We start from the raw sequence: 16,893 nt of genomic DNA, 5'->3' as shown, positions 1-16,893 counted from the left end.
TGACGTGCCCACCCCTGGCCACGTCACCCGCCGTAGTCCTCCCGCCCCCTACTGCGACTCGAGCAGGGTCACGGTGACCTGCTTCTCGCTGCCGTTGCGGGTGAAGGTGATCGCCATCTTCTGTCCCACGCTGCCGGCCTGAACCGCGGCCACCAGGTCGTCGGACTCGCTGATGTCCTTGCCGTCGACCTTGGTGATCACGTCACCCTGCTGGATGCCGGCCTTGGCCGCGGCGCTGTTCGACACCACCTGGGTGACCAGGGCGCCGCCGTTCTCCGCGGTGGTGACGCTGACGCCGAGCGCCGGGTGGCTGACCTTCTTGCCGGCCATCAGGGACTCGGCGACGGTCTTCGCCTTGTTGCTCGGGATCGCGAAGCCCAGGCCGATGTTGCCGGAGCCGGAGCCCGAGGTGGCGATCGCCGAATTGATGCCGATCACCTCGCCGTTCACGTTGACCAGCGCGCCGCCGGAGTTGCCCGGGTTGATCGGGGCGTCGGTCTGCAGCAGACCGGTCATCGTGGTGCCGCCGGACTGCTGTTGCTGCTGGGGCTGGCCGCCGAAGGGGTCCTGACCCTGGCCCTGGCCCTGCCGTCCGTCCTCGCTGCTGGACTCGATGGTGCGGTCCTTGGCGCTGATGATGCCGGCGGTGACCGAACCCTCCAGGCCGAGCGGGCTGCCGAGCGCGAGCACGGTGTCGCCGACCTGCATCTGCGAGCTGTCGCCGAAGGTGGCGGCCTTGAGGCCGGAGACGCCTGTCGCCTTGACCACCGCCAGGTCGGTACGCGGGTCGGTGCCGACGATCGTGGCGGTGGCCTTCTTGCCGTCCGCGAAGATGATGTTCACGCTGCCGCCGTTGGCGGTCGCCACCACGTGGTTGTTGGTGACGATGTAGCCGTCGGCGCTGAGCACCACGCCGGAGCCCTCACCCGTCTGGGTGGTGATCGAGACGACGCTGTCCTGCACCGCGGCGGCGATCTGGGCCAGCGACGAGCGGTCCACCACCCGGCTGACCGCCGTGTTGCCGGACTTGACCGAGGCCGGGGTGCCGTCGTCGTTCAGGGCCACTGCGGTGGCGGCGCCGACCCCGCCGGAGAGCAGCGCGATCAGCACGGCGGCCGCGCCGGCGAGGACGAACTTGCGGCCGCGCCCGTTGCGCGGCGGCTCGTTGCCCACGGGCTGGGCCCAGACCGGGACGACGCCCTCCGGGTTGGTGGTCTGCTGCCAGCCGCCCTCGGTCTGCGTCTGCGTGCTGTTCGGCTGCTGCCAGCCGTGGTAGCCGGGCGGCTGGCCGTAGTGCCCGTAGCCGGGCTGCTGCCCGTAGCCCGGGTAACCGGAGACCGGCGCCTGCGGCTGCTGCCACGGCGACTGCGGTGTCTGACCCGGCTGCGGCGGCTGCGGGGCGGCCTGCTGGTGGGCGGTGGGCTGGGCCCACGGGTTGTGAGGTTGCTGCGGCGCGGTGGGCTGCGCCGAGGTGGGCGCCGCGGACTGGTGAGCGGCGTACTGCGGGGCGGCCGGCGGCTGCGCGGCAGTCGGCTGCTCAGACTCCACCCGCTCCGTGCTGCTGTGCTCAGCGCCGGCGTCCGCGGGCCGCGGGTTGGTCTCGTTCTCGTTCATGTTCTTTACTCTGCCCCGTGCGACTCGTACCGAACTGTGCTAGTCCTGGATGTTTTCTGTGAACCCTTTATCCGCATTCATGGTCGGTAGGGTGACCCGGAACGTCGCTCCCTGACCCGGCTCGCCGAGCACGTCGACGGTGCCGTTGTGGGACCGTACGAGAGCTGCCACGATGGCCAGCCCGAGGCCGGTGCCGGTGGCCTCCCGCTCAGTGTTCCTGGTCCGTGCCCCGTCCGCGCGGTAGAACCGCTCGAACACGCGGGACCGTTGCTCCTCGCTGAGCCCCGGGCCGGTGTCGGACACCTCGACCACCGCCTGGTCCCCCGCACCGGCGTAGAGCCGGAGGGTGATCCTGGCGTCGGCCGGCGTGTGCACCAGCGCGTTGGTCATCAGGTTGCCGATCACCTGGCGCAGGCGGGCGTCGTCGCCGTACGCCACCAGCCGCTCGTGATCGTCCCGGACGTCCAACTCGATCGTGCGGTCCGGGGCCGTCGCCCGGGCCGCCTGCACCGCGTCCATCGCCAGCACCGGCAGCTCCACCGGCGCCAGGTTGAGCGGGCGCTCCCGGTCCAGCCGGGCCAGCAGCAGCAGGTCCTCGACGAGCAGACCCATCCGGGCGGCCTCGTCCTCGATCCGCCGGACCAGCCGGGCCACCGCGCCGGGGTCCGAGACGGCGCCCTGGCGGTAAAGCTCGGCGAAGCCGCGGATGGTGGTCAGCGGCGTCCGCAGCTCGTGCGAGGCGTCCGCGACGAACTGCCGCATCTTCTCCTCCGAGCGCACCGCCCGGCTCTCCGAGAGCTGCGCGGCCTCGGCCGCCGCCTTGGCCTGCTGCTCGGACGCGGCGCGGGCGTGGAAGGCCATCTCGATCTGAGCGAGCATCGCGTTCAGCGCGGTGGAGAGCCGGCCCAGCTCGGTGGTCGGCTCGCCGCCGTCCACCTCCGGGTCGGGAACGCGCTGGCTGTAGTCGCCGGCCGCGATCCGGCCGGCGGTCCGCTCGATCTGCAGCAGCGGGATCAGGCTCTGCCGGACCAGCGCCGCGCCGACGATCGCCAGGGCCAGCAGCACGCCGACGCCGACCAGCACGTCCACCCAGATCAGCCGGGCGATGACGGCGTCCACACCGGTCATCCGCTGGGCGACGTGGATCACGTTGCCCCGGTCGTCGCGCTCGACCAGGACCCGCCACATGTACTTGCCGTTCTCCGAACGGGTCGTGTACGGCTTGTCGGTGCGCGCCTCGACCGCCTCCAGGCCCCGGGCCAGCGGCGGGAGGTCGTCAACCGTCATGTTCCGGCCCTTCACCTTCTCACCGGTGCCACTGACCGAGGTGTAGGCGATCATCCAGTCCATCGGCATGTAGACCTGGTAGTTCGCGTCGATCAGCAGGCCCAGGTCCTCGGAGACGGTCTTCAGCTGCGCGTCCAGGCGACCCACCATGTACGTGTGCAGGGCGATCGTGCTGGCCGAGCTGATCAGGGTGAGCGCGGCGAAAACCAGCACCAGCACCGAGGCGACGAGCTTGGTGCGCAGCGAGACCTTGCGCAGGCTGGCCTGCGGCGGGAGCGTGACGCGAACCCGCTCGGCGATAGGCATCGGCGTGCCCTACACGGCTGGTTTGCGCAGCACGTAACCCACCCCGCGGAGGGTATGGATCAGGCGCGGCTGCACGTTGTCCACCTTCCGCCGCAGGTAGGAGATGTACGACTCGACGATGTTGTCGTCACCGCGGAAGTCGTACTTCCACACGTGGTCGAGGATCTGCGCCTTGGACAGCACCCGGTTCGCGTTCAGCATCAGGTAGCGCAGGAGCTTGAACTCGGTGGGCGACAGCTGCACCCGGCTGCCCGCCCGGTAGACCTCGTGGGTCTCCTCGTCGAGTTCCAGATCGGCGAAGACCAGCCGGGACGGCTGCTCCTCGCCGGCCGTGGTGCGGCGCAGCACCGCCCGGATCCGGGCGGTGAGCTCCTCCAGGCTGAACGGCTTGGTGACGTAGTCGTCGCCGCCCAGGGTGAGCCCACGGATCTTGTCGTCGGTGCCGTCGCGGGCGGTCAGGAACACCACGGGGGTGCGCTGCCCGCCCTCGCGCATCAGGCGGATCACCTCGAAACCGTCGAGGTCGGGGAGCATCACGTCGAGCACCACCAGGTCGGGCGCCGCGCTGCGGGCCGCGCTGACCGCGGCGCTGCCGCTGGTCGCCGTGGTCACGTCGAACCCGGCGAAGCGCAGGCTGGCGGAGAGCAGCTCGAGAATGTTCGCGTCGTCCTCGACGACGAGCAACTTCGCCTCGCTCTGCTTGGGCTGGGTCTGAACGGCCATGTGGCCATTCTTTCCCTGCCCCCTGCACCCCTGCTGCAGACTTGCTGGAAATTTTCTGTGAGGAGTGATCCGGTTTCCCGGCTCACGCCGCCAGACGGTACCCGTGGCCACCGAGGCTGCGCTGCGCCGCCCGGGCCAGCGCCCGGCGGTCCGCGCCGGGCGCCGGCCGCAGAGCCGGCGCGGTGATCACCGTGACCGTCAGCCGGCGCACCCGGGCCACCCGCCGCAGCGAGTCGAGCAGGGTGTCGTCGCCGATGAACGCGGCCTCGGCGGTGTCGTACACGATCGAGGTGGGCACCACCGGGGCGCCCGCGTCGACCGCCGCCTGGAACAGCGCGGGGCGGAACCGGCCGTGCTCGGCGCCGCAGAACGTCGTACCCTCCGGGAAGACCGCGACCGACCGCCCGGCGCGCAGCGCGGCAGCCACCTCGCCCACCGTCCCCGGCAGCGTCCGCGGCCTGGTCCGGTCGATGAAGATGGTGCCGCTGCGGCCGGCCGTGGCGCCGATCCCCGGCCAGGCCCGCACGTCGTGCTTGGCCACCAGGCGCACCGGAGCGACCGCGATCAGCGCCAGGATGTCCAACCAGGAGACGTGGTTGGCGACCAGCAGGCTGCCCGGGCGCGGCGCGGGGCCGCGCCGGACCAGCCGCACCCCGAGGACCGCGAGCAGGCCGCGGGCCAGCCAGCGGATCGCGGCGCCGCGCAGCAGCGCCACCGGCGGCAGGCCGGCCAGCAGCACCAGCGCCATCCCCGCCAGCCGGGAACCGGCGGTCCAGCCGGAGGCGCGCGGCCCGTCGCCCGGCCGGCACCGGTCCCCGCAGCCCGAGGCGGGCTGCCAGAGGCCGCTCACCGGTCCGCGCCCAGGAAGTGCCGGCGGTACCGTGGGTCCAGCCGGTCCATCGAGAACAGCACGTAGAAGTCGGCGCAGCCGAAGTCCGGGTCGAAGGCCGGCTCGCCGCAGACCCAGCTGCCCAGCCGCAGGTAGCCCTTGAGCAGCGGCGGCACCGCCACCTTGGGGTCGGCGTCCAGGCCGGGCGGGGGCGTCCACGGGATGTGCGGGCGGATCCGCAGCGCCGGCGGGGCCAGGTGCTTGTCGTTGACCCGCCGGCGCACGCCGGCCGCGGCGCCGCCACCGTCGGCGAGCGGCACCGACGCGCAGCCGCCGAGCCAGCGCAGGTCGTTCAGGTGCAGGTAGCGGGCGATGCCGCTCCACATCAGGTTCATCACGGCGCCGGTCCGGTGGTCCGGGTGCACACAGGAGCGGCCGATCTCCACCAGCTGGTCGCGCAGCGGGCGCAGCGGGCGCAGGTCGAACTCGGTGTCGGCGTACCGCCGGCCGGCCAGCTCGGCGGCGCGCGGCGGGAGCATCCGGTAGGTGCCGACCACCTCGCCGGTCGCGTCGTCGCGCACGATCAGGTGGTCGCAGAACTCGTCGAGCCGGTCCGCGTCGAGGCCCTCGGCCGTGGTCGTGAGGGTCGCCCCGAGCTCGCCGGCGAAGACGTCGTGACGCAGTCGCTGTGCGGCCGTCACCTGAGCCGCGTCGTCCGCGATGAGAAGCGTGTAGCCGCTGGTCCCGGTGGGTGCGGCGGCTGTCATCAGAACTGCCATGTGATCTGTGTAAGGGTGACAACTGCCGATGGAGTGTCGCGTCAGGTGGCGCCGCGTGTCCGGCTGGTGAACGGCTTGTGCGATGGTCGTGGGATGCGTATCCCGGCACGATTCAACGGCCCTCCGGGCACCGGCAACGGCGGTTGGTGCGCGGGGGTCTTCGCGGCCGCCTCCGGCGCCGGCCAGGTGACCCTGCGGCGGCCGCCGCCGCTGGAGACCGACCTGGAGATCAAGGACAACGGTGTGTACGACGACCGCACGCTGATCGCCTCGCTGGAGCCGGGCGACGCCGGCCCCGGGGTCGGTCCGGTCCCGTGGGAGACCGCGGTCGCCGCCTCGAAGGACTACCCCGGTTTCACCGGGCACCCCTTCCCCACCTGTTTCGTGTGTGGACCCGAGCGCCCCGACGGTCTGCGGATCTTCCCCGGCCGGCTGCCGGACGGGCGGACCGCCGCGCCGTGGACGGTGCCGGCGGAGGTCGGCGTCCCGCTGATCTGGGCGGCGCTGGACTGCCCGGGCGGGTGGACGGCGATCCGCGAGGGGCGGCCCTACGTGCTGGGCCGGATCGCGGTGGCGATCGACGAACTGCCGGAGCCGGGCGCCAGGTGCGTCGTCACCGGGGCGGTGGCCGAGCTGTCCGGGCGGAAGGCGCTCGTCGACTCCGCGGTGCACGGCCCGGACGGGCGACGGCTGGCGATCGCGCGGGCGACCTGGATCACGACAGGCTGAGATCCTCGTCACCCGAGATCGGAGTATGCCGTCACAGAGCGGACGTCCGGGAGGAGCGCGCTCGCGCACGGCGTAGCCTGGTTACCGGATCCTAGCCCGTCCCGCGTGACGGAGACGTCACGTGATGACAAACACGGTGAAAGAGGCGAACGCGGCAGTGTCGACGCAGCAGACTTCGCAGGACAATCCACTCGCGGATTTCGGTCCCAACGAGTGGATCGTCGACGAGATGTATCAGCGATACCTGGCCGATCCGACCAGCGTCGACCCTGCCTGGCACGATTTCTTCGCGGACTACAAGCCGGCGACCGCCGCGGGCTCGATCGTGACGCCCGACGAGGCGACCGCGGCGAACGCCACCAAGACCGCCGCCAAGGCGGGCACCGACGCGCCCGCCGCCACCGCGCCGGCCAAACCGGTGACCCCGCCCGCCCCGGCCAAGAAGCCGGAGCCGGCGAAGGCCCCGGTGGAGAAGACCGCGCCCAGGCCCACGGCGGCCAGCGCCGCCCCGGCCGGCGCGAAGACCACGGTGCTGCGCGGGGTGGCCGCCAAGATCGTGCAGAACATGGAGGCCTCGCTCCAGGTCCCGACCGCCACCTCGGTGCGCGCGGTGCCGGCGAAGCTGATGATCGACAACCGCATCGTCATCAACAACCACCTCTCCCGTGGCCGCGGCGGCAAGGTCAGCTTCACCCACCTGATCGGCTGGGCGCTGGTCCGCGCGGTCGTCGCGCACCCGGAGATGAACAACAGCTACGCCGAGGTCGACGGCAAGCCCACCCTGGTGCAGCCGGAGCACGTCAACCTCGGCATCGCTATCGACCTGGCCAAGAAGGACGGGTCGCGCACCCTGGTGGTGCCGTCCATCAAGAACTGCGAGCAGCTCGACTTCCGGCAGTTCTGGCAGGCGTACGAGGACGTCGTCCGGCGCGCCCGCCGCAACGAGCTGACCATGGACGACTACGCCGGCACGACGATCTCGCTGACCAACCCGGGCGGCATCGGCACGGTGCACTCCATCCCGCGGCTGATGAACGGGCAGAGCGCGATCATCGGCGTCGGCGCGCTGGAGTACCCGGCGCCCTACGCCGGCATGAGCGACGAGACCCTCACCGACCACGGCGTGTCCAAGGTCACCACGCTGACCAGCACCTACGACCACCGGGTGATCCAGGGCGCGCAGTCCGGCGAGTTCCTCAAGGTGATGCACGAGCTGCTGCTCGGCGGGCACGAGTTCTACGACGAGATCTTCACGGCGCTGCGGATCCCGTACGAGCCGGTCCGCTGGGTGCGCGACGTCGCGCACACCTCCGAGGGCCAGATCGACAAGGCCGCGCGGGTGATCGAGCTGATCCACGCGTACCGGGTGCGCGGCCACCTGATGGCCGACACCGACCCGCTCGAGTTCACCATCCGCAAGCACCCCGACCTGGACGTGCTCCAGCACGGCCTGACCCTGTGGGACCTGGACCGCTCCTTCCCGGTCGGCGGCTTCGCCGGCAAGGAGAAGATGAAGCTGCGCGACGTGCTCGGCGTGCTGCGGGACAGCTACTGCCGCCGGATCGGCATCGAGTACATGCACATCCAGGACCCGGAGGAGCGCCGCTGGGTCCAGGAGCGCATCGAGGTCAAGTACGCGAAGCCGGACACCGACGAGCAGAAGCACATCCTGCTCCGGCTGAACCGCGCGGAGGCCTTCGAGACGTTCCTGCAGACGAAGTACGTCGGGCAGAAGCGGTTCTCGCTGGAGGGCGGGGAGTCGCTGATCCCGCTGCTGGACTCGGTGCTGCAGGCGTCCGCCGAGACCGGGCTGGACGAGATGGTGATCGGCATGGCCCACCGTGGCCGGCTGAACGTGCTCACCAACATCGTCGGCAAGCCGTACGAGAAGCTGTTCAACGAGTTCGAAGGCTGGATGGACCCGAAGTCGGCGCACGGCTCCGGCGACGTGAAGTACCACCTGGGCCAGACCGGGAAGTACACGACGCCGGACGGGCAGCACTCGACCACGGTCAGCGTCGTCGCCAACCCGTCCCACCTGGAGGCCGTCGACCCGGTCCTGGAGGGCATCGTCCGGGCCAAGCAGGACCGCCTGGACCTGGGCCTGCACGGCTACACGGTGCTGCCGGTGCTGGTGCACGGCGACGCCGCGTTCGCCGGCCAGGGCGTGGTCGCCGAGACGCTGAACCTCTCCCAGCTGCGCGGGTACCGCACCGGTGGCACGATCCACGTGATCGTGAACAACCAGGTCGGTTTCACCACCGCCCCCGAGTACAGCCGCTCCACGATGTACTCGACAGACGTCGCCCGGATGGTCGAGGCCCCGATCTTCCACGTCAACGGGGACGACCCGGAAGCCGTGGTGCGAGTCGCCAAGCTCGCCTTCGAGTACCGGCAGACGTTCAACAAGGATGTCGTGATCGACATGATCTGCTACCGCCGCCGCGGTCACAACGAGGGCGACGACCCGTCGATGACCAACCCGCGGATGTACCAGATCATCGACACCAAGCGCAGCGTCCGCAAGCTCTACACCGAGGAGCTGATCGGCCGCGGCGACATCACCGTGCAGGACGCGGAGGAGCAGCTGCGCGACTACCAGGCCCGCCTCGAGGAGGTCTTCAAGGCCACCCGGGACGCGGCCGGCAGCCCGCCGCGGCCGCACATCATCGCCGAGGAGCCGGAGCCGCGGGTCGACACGGCGGTCACCGCGGAGGCGGTGCGCGCGGTCGGCCAGGCGCACATCGAGCTGCCCGAGGGCTTCACCCCGCACAAGCGGGTCCAGCAGCTGCTCGACCGGCGGGCCAAGATGTCCACCGACGGCGGCATCGACTGGGGCTTCGGCGAGCTGATCGCGTTCGGTTCGCTGCTCGCCCAGGGTGTCACCGTCCGGCTCGCCGGGCAGGACTCGCGCCGTGGCACGTTCACCTCGCGGCACGCCTCGATCGTCGACTCGAAGACCGGCAAGGACTTCCTGCCGATCGCGTCGCTGGCCACCGGCTCCGCGCGGTTCTTCGTGCACGACTCGCTGCTCTCCGAGTACGCCGCGATGGGCTTCGAGTACGGCTACTCGGTGGAGAACCCGGACGCGCTGGTCCTCTGGGAGGCCCAGTTCGGTGACTTCGTCAACGGCGCCCAGTCGATCGTCGACGAGTTCCTCTCCTCCGGCGAGGTGAAGTGGGGCCAGCAGTCGTCGCTGGTGCTGCTGCTCCCGCACGGCATGGAGGGCCAGGGCCCGGACCACTCGTCCGGCCGCCCGGAGCGGTTCCTGCAGCTCTGCGCGCAGGACAACATGCGGGTGGCGAACCCGACCACCCCGGCGAACTACTTCCACCTGCTGCGCCGGCAGGCGCTGTCCAGCAAGCGCAAGCCGCTGGTGGTCTTCTCGCCGAAGTCGCTGCTGCGCCACAAGCTCGCGGTGTCGTCGGTCGCCGACTTCACCCAGGGCACGTTCCAGCCGGTCCTCGGCGACGCCGGGGTCAACGGCCAGCCGCTGGACGCCGGCTCGGTGAAGCGGGTGCTGTTCTGCTCCGGCAAGGTGTACTACGACCTGTTCCAGGCCCGGGCGGACCGTGGCATCACCGACACCGCGATCATCCGGATGGAGCAGATCTACCCGCTGCCCGTCGAGGAGCTCAAGGCCGTCCTGGCGCAGTACCCGAACGCCGAGGACTTCGCCTGGGTCCAGGAGGAGCCGGCCAACCAGGGCGCCTGGTCGTTCGTCGCGCTCAACCTGCTGGAGCACCTGGAGGGCGTGCGGCTGCGGCGGATCTCCCGCCCGGCGGCGGCCGCTCCGGCTGTGGGTTCGGCCAAGATGCACGAGGCCGAGCAGCAGGCGCTGATCGAGGCGTCGCTGCCGCGCCCGTGACGTAGTGGGCGAAAAGGGGGCGCTCCGCCACGGCGGGGCGCCCCCTTCTACGATCTGAGCATGTACTTCACCGATCGGGGCATCGAGGAGCTGGTCCAGCGGCGCGGCGAGGAGACCGTCACCCTGGAGTGGCTCGGCGAGCAGCTGCGCACCTTCGTCGACCTGAACCCGGAGTTCGAGACGCCGATCGAGCGCCTGGCCACCTGGCTCGCCCGCGACGACGAGGACGAGGAGTAACCACGCCGGGGTACTACCTCCTCCCGCCACAGGACCAACGTTCTCCACAGGCGGGACTTTCGACCCGGCGGCGGTCACGATCGGCCGGTAGGTTGAGGTCGTGGCGCGCAGTGTCTATGTAGCGGGCTTGGGCCCGGGTGTCGGCAAGGGCACGGTCGCCCTGGGAATCGTCGAGCTGCTGTCCCGGCAGGTCGCCGGAGTGTCGGTGTTCCGGCCGCTGGTGTCGGCTGTCGACCGGGATCCGTTGCTGGCCACTCTCCGCGACCGTTATCACGGCCCGGTGCCCCTGGCGGAGTCGTTCGGGGTCACCATGGCCGAGGCGTCGGCGCTGATCGCCGACGGGCGTCGCGAGGAGCTGATCGGGCGGATCGTCGAGCGTTATCGCGCCGTCGAGCGGCGCAGCACCTCGGTCGTGATCATCGGCAGCGACTTCGCCGACAAGGCCGCCGAGAGCCGCGACGAACTGCCCCGTGAGCTGGCCTTCAACGCCCGGCTGGCAACCGAGTTCGGCAGCGTGGTGGTACCGGTGGTGAGTGGGGCCGGGCGGAGCGCGGAGGCGCTGGCGGCGGCGGCCCGCAGTGCCTATCACACGCTCGCCGACCTGGGTGCGACGGTGGCCGCGGTGATCGCCAACCGGGTGCCGGCGGCGATCGCGGGCGGACCGGCGCCCGGCCTTCCGGTTCCCTTCTGGGCGATTCCCGAGGTGGCCGTGATCGCGGCGCCCACCGTGGGCGAGGTGGCCGACGCGCTCGACGCCACGGTCCTCTCCGGCAACCCCGGCGCGCTCGACCGCGACGTGCTCGACTACGTGGTCGGCGCCGCGCACGTGCCCACCGTCCTGGAGCATCTGACCGACGGCGCCCTGATGATCACCCCGGGTGACCGGGGCGACCTGCTGGTGGCCGCCAGCGCCGCGCACGCCGCCGGCACGGTCACCCTGGCCGGCCTGGTGCTGACCCTCGGCGAGCCGCCCGACCCACGCGTCGTGCGGGTGATCGAGCGGCTCAACACCGGCCTCGCGATCCTGATCGCCAAGGGCGACAGCTTCCACACCATCGCCCTCTCCGACCGTGTCCAGGCGCACCTGAGCAACCCGCGCAAGGTGGAGGCCGCGCTCGGTGTCTTCGAGGCGAACGTGGACACGGCGGAGCTCTCCAAGGTGCTCGACGTGGCCCGCTCGGCCCGGGTCACCCCGCTGATGTTCGAGAACGACCTGATCGACCGGGCCCGTGCCGACCGCCGCCACCTGGTGCTCCCGGAGGGCACCGAGGAGCGGATCCTGCGCGCCGCGGAGACCCTGCTGCGCCGCGGGGTGGCCGACCTGACCCTGCTCGGCGACCCGGCCGAGATCCACCGGCGGGCCCGGGAGCTCGGCGTGGAGATCGGCGACGCCCGGCTGATCGACCCGGCCACCAGCCCCTGGCGGGACGACTTCGCCGCGCGGTACGCGGAGCTGCGCAAGGGCCGGGCGGTGACGCTCGATCTGGCGTACGACGTGGTCCGCGACGTCAACTACTTCGGCACCATGATGGTCTCGACCGGGCACGCCGACGGCATGGTCTCCGGCTCGGTGCACACCACGGCGGCCACCATCCGGCCCGCCTTCGAGATCATCAAGACCGTGCCCGGCGTGTCCGTGGCCTCCAGCGTGTTCTTCATGCTGCTCGCCGACCGGGTGCTGGTCTACGGCGACTGCGCGGTCAACCCCGACCCGGACGCCGCCCAGCTCGCCGACATCGCGCTCTCCTCGGCCGGCACCGCTGCGGCGTTCGGCATCGAGCCGCGGGTCGCGATGCTGTCCTACTCGACAGGCAGATCCGGCGCGGGCGCCGACGTGGAGAAGGTCGCGGCGGCCACCGCGCTGGTCCGGGAACGCCGCCCGGACCTGCCTGTCGAAGGCCCGATCCAGTACGACGCGGCCGTCGACCCCGCGGTGGCAGCCGCCAAACTGCCCGGGAGCGCGGTGGCCGGCCAGGCCACGGTGTTCGTCTTCCCGGATCTGAACACCGGCAACAACACGTACAAGGCCGTCCAGCGCTCGGCGAACGCGGTCGCGGTCGGCCCGGTCATGCAGGGCCTGCGCCGCCCGGTCAACGATCTGTCGCGCGGCGCGACGGTCAAGGACATCATCAACACCGTGGCGATCACGGCGATCCAGGCGGGAGCGAAATGACCCGGGTGCTGGTGCTCAACTGCGGCTCCTCCTCGGTGCGGTACAAGCTGTTCGACGGTGCCGACGTGCGGGCCAAGGGCCTGATCCAGCGGATCGGCGAGGACGGCGGCGACGCGGGCGACCACCTGTCGGCGCTGCGCGACCTGATGGACCGGCTCGACCTGAGCGATCTGGCCGCGGTCGGGCACCGGGTGGTGCACGGCGGCGACCGGTTCACCTCGTCGACCGTGATCACCGACGAGGTGGTGGCCGCCGTCGAGGAGTTGATCCCGCTGGCGCCGCTGCACAACCCGGGCGCGCTGACCGGCATCCGGGTGGCCCGCAAGCTGCTGCCCGACGTGCCGCAGGTGGCCGTCTTCGACACCGCGTTCCACTCGACGATTCCGCCGGAAGGGCTTCTCTGGGCCGTCGACCACGAACTGGCCGAGCGGTGGGGGCTGCGACGGTACGGTTTTCACGGCACGTCCCATTCGTACGTGTCCCGGGAAACCGCCCGGATCCTCGGCAAGCCGCCGGCCGAGACCAACGTGATCACCCTGCACCTGGGCAACGGCGCCAGCGCCGCGGCGGTGCGCGGGGGCCGGTGCGAGGCGACCTCGATGGGGATGACGCCGCTCAGCGGCCTGGTGATGGGCACCCGGTCCGGCGACATCGACCCGAGCCTGGTGTTCTACCTGCACCGGGTGGCCGGTCTGGCGTTGGACGAGATCGAGGAGTCGCTGACCCGGCACGGCGGTCTCGCCGGCCTGACCGGCGTCAACGACATGCGCGAGGTGCTGCGGCGCCGGGCGGAGGGTGACGGGCAGGCGGCCCTGGCCTTCGAGATCTACGTCCGGCGCCTGAAGGAGTACACCGGCGCCTACCTCGCCCTGCTGGGCCGCGTCGACGCGATCACCTTCACCGCCGGGGTCGGCGAGAACTCGCCAGACGTGCGGGCGGCGGCCCTGGCCGGCCTGTCCGCGCTCGGCATCACCGTCGACGAGGACCGCAACCGGGCCAACGCCCTGATCATCTCGCCCGACGGCGCCCCGGTGACAGTGTGTGTCGTTCCCACCGAGGAGGAACTGGAGATCGCCCACGAGTGCCGGCGGGCCCTCGCACTGACGACCTGACCCGAACCGCAGACGCGTTCGCGGCGGCCCGGCCCACCCGCAACCGCAGCGCCCCGCTCGCGCTGCCTGGACCACCCACACCCTGCTCGCGGCCGCCCGTACCGATCACGACGCAGCGGCCTGCTCGCGGGCGCCTGCGCCATCCACAGCCCAGCGCCCGGCTCATGGCCGCCTGCACCACCGACAATCCGCCGAGATGGCCGGAGCCCGAGCGGGGCCGACGCTGCTCGTTCGGCGTTGCCCGGCCGGGCCGGCGACGCCGCCGGAGCGGCCGGGCGACGTTCTGTGGAGTCGTTTCAGAGGGCCAGCCAGGCGATCAGGGCGATCACGACGACGGCGGCCACCACGCCACCGATCACGTAGGGCGTCCTGGACGACGCCGCGTCCTGCGGCTCACGGGTGAACGCCCGGAACGCCTCGGTGTTGCCACTCGGGTCGACGCTGTTGTCAGACATGCGCCCGACCCTAGCCAAGCGGCGCACGCTTCCGCCAAGACGACGCCCTCGCGGCGGACAGCTTGTGCGACCACCGTCCAACATCCCCCTGCGCCGTCCACCACCGCCGGCTCCAGCCCCCGGTCGGTCGTCAGGGGCGCCCCACTGCCAGCCCCATGCCGCCGGCCGGCGCCCAGGGTTCCCTCACAACGGCCGAGACACCTGTGGCGGCCAGCCGAACCCGCGCCGGCCGGTGGTGGGGGTGTCTCGCGGGGTCAGTGTTCGATGACCACCTTGCCGAAGACGTCTCCCGAGTTCAGGCGGGTGAAGGCGTCCGCGACGGCGGTGAACGGGAACGTCGAGTCGATCACCGGGCGGATCCTGCCGGCGGCGCACATCTCGAGGAGCTCGGCCAGTTCGTGCGGGGTGCCCATGCTGCTTCCGAGGATCTCCAGCTGCATGGCGAAGACCCGGCGCAGGTCGACCTGGGCCAGATGACCACCGGTGGCGCCGCAGACGACGATCCGGGCGCCCGGGGCGGCGCACTTCAGCGAGTGCGAGAACGTCGGCTCACCCACCGACTCGATCACCACGTCGACGCGTTCCGGCAGGCGGGCGCCGGGCTCGACGGCCACCGCGCCGAGCTCCGCCACGCGGTCACGTTTCCACTGGTCGCGGCTGGTGGCGTAGACCCGCTTGCCGAGAGCCACGCCGATCGCGACCGCGGCCGTGGCGACCCCTCCGCCGGCGCCCTGGACCAGGACCGCGCCGGCCTCGGCGGCGCGGCCCCGGGTGACCAGCATGTGGTACGCCGTGAGCCAGGCCGTGGGCAGGCACGCCGCCTCGGCGAAGGTCACCCCGGCGGGAATCGGGATCAGGTTCTCCGGCGGGGCGGCGACCTGGTCGGCGAGCGTGCCGGGGTGGCGTTCGGAGAGCAGGGAGTATCCGCGCGGGTCGGCTGGGTCCAGCACCACCGGGTGGACCAGGACCGGATCGCCGTCCGGGGTGACCCCGGCGGCGTCGCAGCCCAGGATCATCGGGAGGCGGTCGGCGGGGAGTCCCACGCCGCGCAGGGACCAGATGTCGTGCTGGTTGAGCGAGCTGGCCCGGACCTCGACCGGGACCCAGCCGTCCGGGGCGGAGAAGGGCAGGTCGCCGACGGTGAGGCCGCTCAGCGGCACGTCGGGCTGGAGCGAGGAGGCATAGGCGGCGCGCATGATCCGACCCTAGACCCGCCGAGGCCCGCGGACGAGATGGTAGCGGCACCGACGGCACGCGGTGGAGCACGCCGCGACGAGAGACCGCGCGGGGGGAACGGGCCGTGGCGAGGGAGGGCTCACGGCGTACAGAAACACTCGAAAGCGGACATCGAGTGGCCGCAGCCGGGAGAAAGCAGCGCGCCGCCCCACCAACGGTGAAGCGGCGCGCCGGAAACCGGAGAAGCGCGGGTCAGGCAAGCTGCCGGGAGACAGCCGGCGCGGGCGCCGAGCTCCGGCGGGCGACGCCGTCGCGGATCGCCGCGGCGGCGACCGCGGCGGCCACCGCCGGAGCGACCCGGGGGTCGAGCGGCGACGGGACGATCGCCTCCGGGCGCAGGTCGTCGGCGACGATCGACGCGATGGCGTCGGCCGCGGCGACCTTCATCGCGTCGGTGATCGTGGTGGCCCGGACGTCCAGCGCGCCGCGGAAGATGCCGGGGAACGCCAGGACGTTGTTGATCTGGTTGGGGAAGTCGCTGCGGCCGGTGGCGACGATCGCGGCGTACTTGTGGGCGGTCGCCGGCGGGACCTCCGGGGTGGGGTTGGCCAGCGCGAAGATGATCGCGCCCGGGGCCATCCCGGCCAGGGCCTCCTCGTCGATGCTGCCGCCGGAGACGCCGACCAGCACGTCCGCGCCGATCAGCGCCTCGGTGACGCCACCGGTGCGGCCGGAGATGTTGGTGGTGGCCGCCAGCTCCGCCTTGATCGCGGTGAGGTCGCCGCGATCGGCGTGGATGATGCCGCGGGAGTCGCAGACGATCACGTTGGCGCCCTGGACGCCGGCGGCGATCAGGGTCTTGGTGATCGCGATGCCGGCCGCGCCGGCGCCGCTGATCACCACGCGCAGCCCGGCGAGGGGGCGGCCGAGCAGGGTGGCGGCGTTGCGCAGCGCGGCGAGCGTGACGACCGCGGTGCCGTGCTGGTCGTCGTGGAAGACGGGGATGTCCAGTTCGGCGTCGAGCCGGCGCTCGATCTCGAAGCAGCGCGGGGCGCTGATGTCCTCGAGGTTGATCCCGCCGAACGACGGCGCCATCGCCTTGACCGCCGCGATGATGCCCTCGACGTCCTGCGTGTCCAGACAGATCGGGATCGAGTCGACCCCGCCGAACTGCTTGAACAGCACCGACTTGCCCTCCATGACGGGCATCGCGGCCTTGGGCCCGATGTTGCCCAGCCCGAGCACGGCGGAGCCGTCGGTGACGACGGCGACCGTGTTCGAGGTCCAGGTGTAGTCGGGGTAGAGCGACTCGTCCTCGGCGATCGCCTCACAGACCCGGGCGACACCCGGGGTGTACGCCAGGGACAGGTCGTCCCGGCTGGTCAGGGGAACCGTCGCGCTCATCGTCATCTTGCCCTGCCGGTGCAGGTCGAAGACCGGATCGGCGGCGAGGGCGGGATCGAGCTCGAAACTGAAGAATGACACGGTGAACTCCACACGGCATCGACATTGATTCGTGGCACCTGACACAACCTGGTCGCGAGTATGCGCCAGGGGGCGGTGCGATGCGGGGGTCACCCGGGAAAGCGACCACAGCGCGGGTGT

The 16,893-nt window shown here is 71.7% G+C and carries 13 protein-coding genes; 5 read left to right on the top strand and 8 right to left on the bottom strand.

The genetic code is table 11. From position 1 onward, the window contains the following. Window positions 1–48 precede the first annotated feature (48 nt). The 5 genes from Asi03nite_RS27295 to Asi03nite_RS27275 all read right to left on the bottom strand — a co-directional run bounded on the left by Asi03nite_RS27295 (window position 49) and on the right by Asi03nite_RS27275 (window position 5,538). Complete coding sequence (locus Asi03nite_RS27295; protein ID WP_203683324.1) at window positions 49–1,614, bottom strand: S1C family serine protease; 1,566 nt, start codon at window positions 1,612–1,614, stop codon at window positions 49–51. A gap of 39 nt (window positions 1,615–1,653) precedes the next feature. Beyond that, window positions 1,654–3,207 (bottom strand): sensor histidine kinase, encoded by a 1,554-nt coding sequence (locus Asi03nite_RS27290; protein WP_203683323.1) that lies wholly within the window; start codon window positions 3,205–3,207, stop codon window positions 1,654–1,656. A gap of 9 nt (window positions 3,208–3,216) precedes the next feature. Then, complete coding sequence (locus tag Asi03nite_RS27285) at window positions 3,217–3,930, bottom strand: response regulator transcription factor (protein WP_067697235.1); 714 nt, start codon at window positions 3,928–3,930, stop codon at window positions 3,217–3,219. Between the two features lie 82 nt (window positions 3,931–4,012). Then, window positions 4,013–4,780 carry a lysophospholipid acyltransferase family protein gene (locus Asi03nite_RS27280; RefSeq protein WP_203683322.1) on the bottom strand — a complete coding sequence of 256 codons (768 nt, stop codon included), beginning with the start codon at window positions 4,778–4,780 and terminating at the stop codon, window positions 4,013–4,015. Beyond that, window positions 4,777–5,538, bottom strand: coding sequence for a GNAT family N-acetyltransferase (locus tag Asi03nite_RS27275; RefSeq protein ID WP_203683321.1), 762 nt, complete (start codon window positions 5,536–5,538; stop codon window positions 4,777–4,779). Before Asi03nite_RS27275 ends, Asi03nite_RS27280 begins: the two co-directional genes overlap by 4 nt. Before the next feature lie 93 nt (window positions 5,539–5,631). Between Asi03nite_RS27275 and Asi03nite_RS27270 the strand changes: the two genes are divergently transcribed. The 5 genes from Asi03nite_RS27270 (at window position 5,632) to Asi03nite_RS27250 (ending at window position 13,657) form a co-directional block, all read left to right on the top strand. Next, window positions 5,632–6,267, top strand: coding sequence for a hotdog fold domain-containing protein (locus tag Asi03nite_RS27270; protein ID WP_203683320.1), 636 nt, complete (start codon window positions 5,632–5,634; stop codon window positions 6,265–6,267). A gap of 124 nt (window positions 6,268–6,391) precedes the next feature. Then, window positions 6,392–10,135: a multifunctional oxoglutarate decarboxylase/oxoglutarate dehydrogenase thiamine pyrophosphate-binding subunit/dihydrolipoyllysine-residue succinyltransferase subunit gene (locus Asi03nite_RS27265; RefSeq protein ID WP_444978649.1), complete on the top strand. Its 3,744-nt coding sequence runs from the start codon at window positions 6,392–6,394 to the stop codon at window positions 10,133–10,135. A 60-nt stretch (window positions 10,136–10,195) separates the two neighbouring features. Then, window positions 10,196–10,372, top strand: coding sequence for a DUF6104 family protein (locus Asi03nite_RS27260; protein ID WP_203683319.1), 177 nt, complete (start codon window positions 10,196–10,198; stop codon window positions 10,370–10,372). Window positions 10,373–10,472: 100 nt separating this feature from the next. Next, window positions 10,473–12,545 carry a phosphate acetyltransferase gene (gene pta, locus Asi03nite_RS27255; protein ID WP_203683318.1) on the top strand — a complete coding sequence of 691 codons (2,073 nt, stop codon included), beginning with the start codon at window positions 10,473–10,475 and terminating at the stop codon, window positions 12,543–12,545. Then, window positions 12,542–13,657, top strand: coding sequence for an acetate/propionate family kinase (locus tag Asi03nite_RS27250; protein WP_203683317.1), 1,116 nt, complete (start codon window positions 12,542–12,544; stop codon window positions 13,655–13,657). Before pta ends, Asi03nite_RS27250 begins: the two co-directional genes overlap by 4 nt. 296 nt (window positions 13,658–13,953) lie before the next feature. On the opposite strand, the gene Asi03nite_RS27245 is transcribed toward Asi03nite_RS27250, so the two are convergent. From Asi03nite_RS27245 to Asi03nite_RS27235, 3 genes are all read right to left on the bottom strand, one after another. Then, window positions 13,954–14,112: a hypothetical protein gene (locus tag Asi03nite_RS27245; RefSeq protein ID WP_203683316.1), complete on the bottom strand. Its 159-nt coding sequence runs from the start codon at window positions 14,110–14,112 to the stop codon at window positions 13,954–13,956. Window positions 14,113–14,366: 254 nt separating this feature from the next. Continuing rightward, the gene (locus Asi03nite_RS27240; protein ID WP_203683315.1) at window positions 14,367–15,308 is read right to left on the bottom strand and encodes a zinc-binding dehydrogenase; all 942 of its coding nucleotides are present in this window, start codon (window positions 15,306–15,308) and stop codon (window positions 14,367–14,369) included. A 232-nt stretch (window positions 15,309–15,540) separates the two neighbouring features. Further along, window positions 15,541–16,698 carry an NAD(P)-dependent malic enzyme gene (locus Asi03nite_RS27235; protein ID WP_203683333.1) on the bottom strand — a complete coding sequence of 386 codons (1,158 nt, stop codon included), beginning with the start codon at window positions 16,696–16,698 and terminating at the stop codon, window positions 15,541–15,543. Window positions 16,699–16,893: the final 195 nt, after the last annotated feature.

This window comes from Actinoplanes siamensis, from assembly GCF_016862395.1.
GTDB lineage: Bacteria > Actinomycetota > Actinomycetes > Mycobacteriales > Micromonosporaceae > Actinoplanes > Actinoplanes siamensis.
This window is presented reverse-complemented; position numbering and strand designations above follow the sequence as displayed.

Excerpts from the sequence above, each read along its gene's own strand:
- Asi03nite_RS27295 (WP_203683324.1), bottom strand. The coding sequence starts at position 1,614 with ATGAACGAGAACGAGACCAACCCGCGGCCCGCGGACGCCGGCGCTGAG.
- Asi03nite_RS27290 (WP_203683323.1), bottom strand. The coding sequence starts at position 3,207 with ATGCCTATCGCCGAGCGGGTTCGCGTCACGCTCCCGCCGCAGGCCAGC.
- Asi03nite_RS27285 (WP_067697235.1), bottom strand. The coding sequence starts at position 3,930 with ATGGCCGTTCAGACCCAGCCCAAGCAGAGCGAGGCGAAGTTGCTCGTC.
- Asi03nite_RS27275 (WP_203683321.1), bottom strand. The coding sequence starts at position 5,538 with ATGGCAGTTCTGATGACAGCCGCCGCACCCACCGGGACCAGCGGCTAC.
- Asi03nite_RS27270 (WP_203683320.1), top strand. The coding sequence starts at position 5,632 with ATGCGTATCCCGGCACGATTCAACGGCCCTCCGGGCACCGGCAACGGC.
- Asi03nite_RS27265 (WP_444978649.1), top strand. The coding sequence starts at position 6,392 with ATGACAAACACGGTGAAAGAGGCGAACGCGGCAGTGTCGACGCAGCAG.
- Asi03nite_RS27260 (WP_203683319.1), top strand. The coding sequence starts at position 10,196 with ATGTACTTCACCGATCGGGGCATCGAGGAGCTGGTCCAGCGGCGCGGC.
- Asi03nite_RS27250 (WP_203683317.1), top strand. The coding sequence starts at position 12,542 with ATGACCCGGGTGCTGGTGCTCAACTGCGGCTCCTCCTCGGTGCGGTAC.
- Asi03nite_RS27245 (WP_203683316.1), bottom strand. The coding sequence starts at position 14,112 with ATGTCTGACAACAGCGTCGACCCGAGTGGCAACACCGAGGCGTTCCGG.
- Asi03nite_RS27240 (WP_203683315.1), bottom strand. The coding sequence starts at position 15,308 with ATGCGCGCCGCCTATGCCTCCTCGCTCCAGCCCGACGTGCCGCTGAGC.
- Asi03nite_RS27235 (WP_203683333.1), bottom strand. The coding sequence starts at position 16,698 with ATGACGATGAGCGCGACGGTTCCCCTGACCAGCCGGGACGACCTGTCC.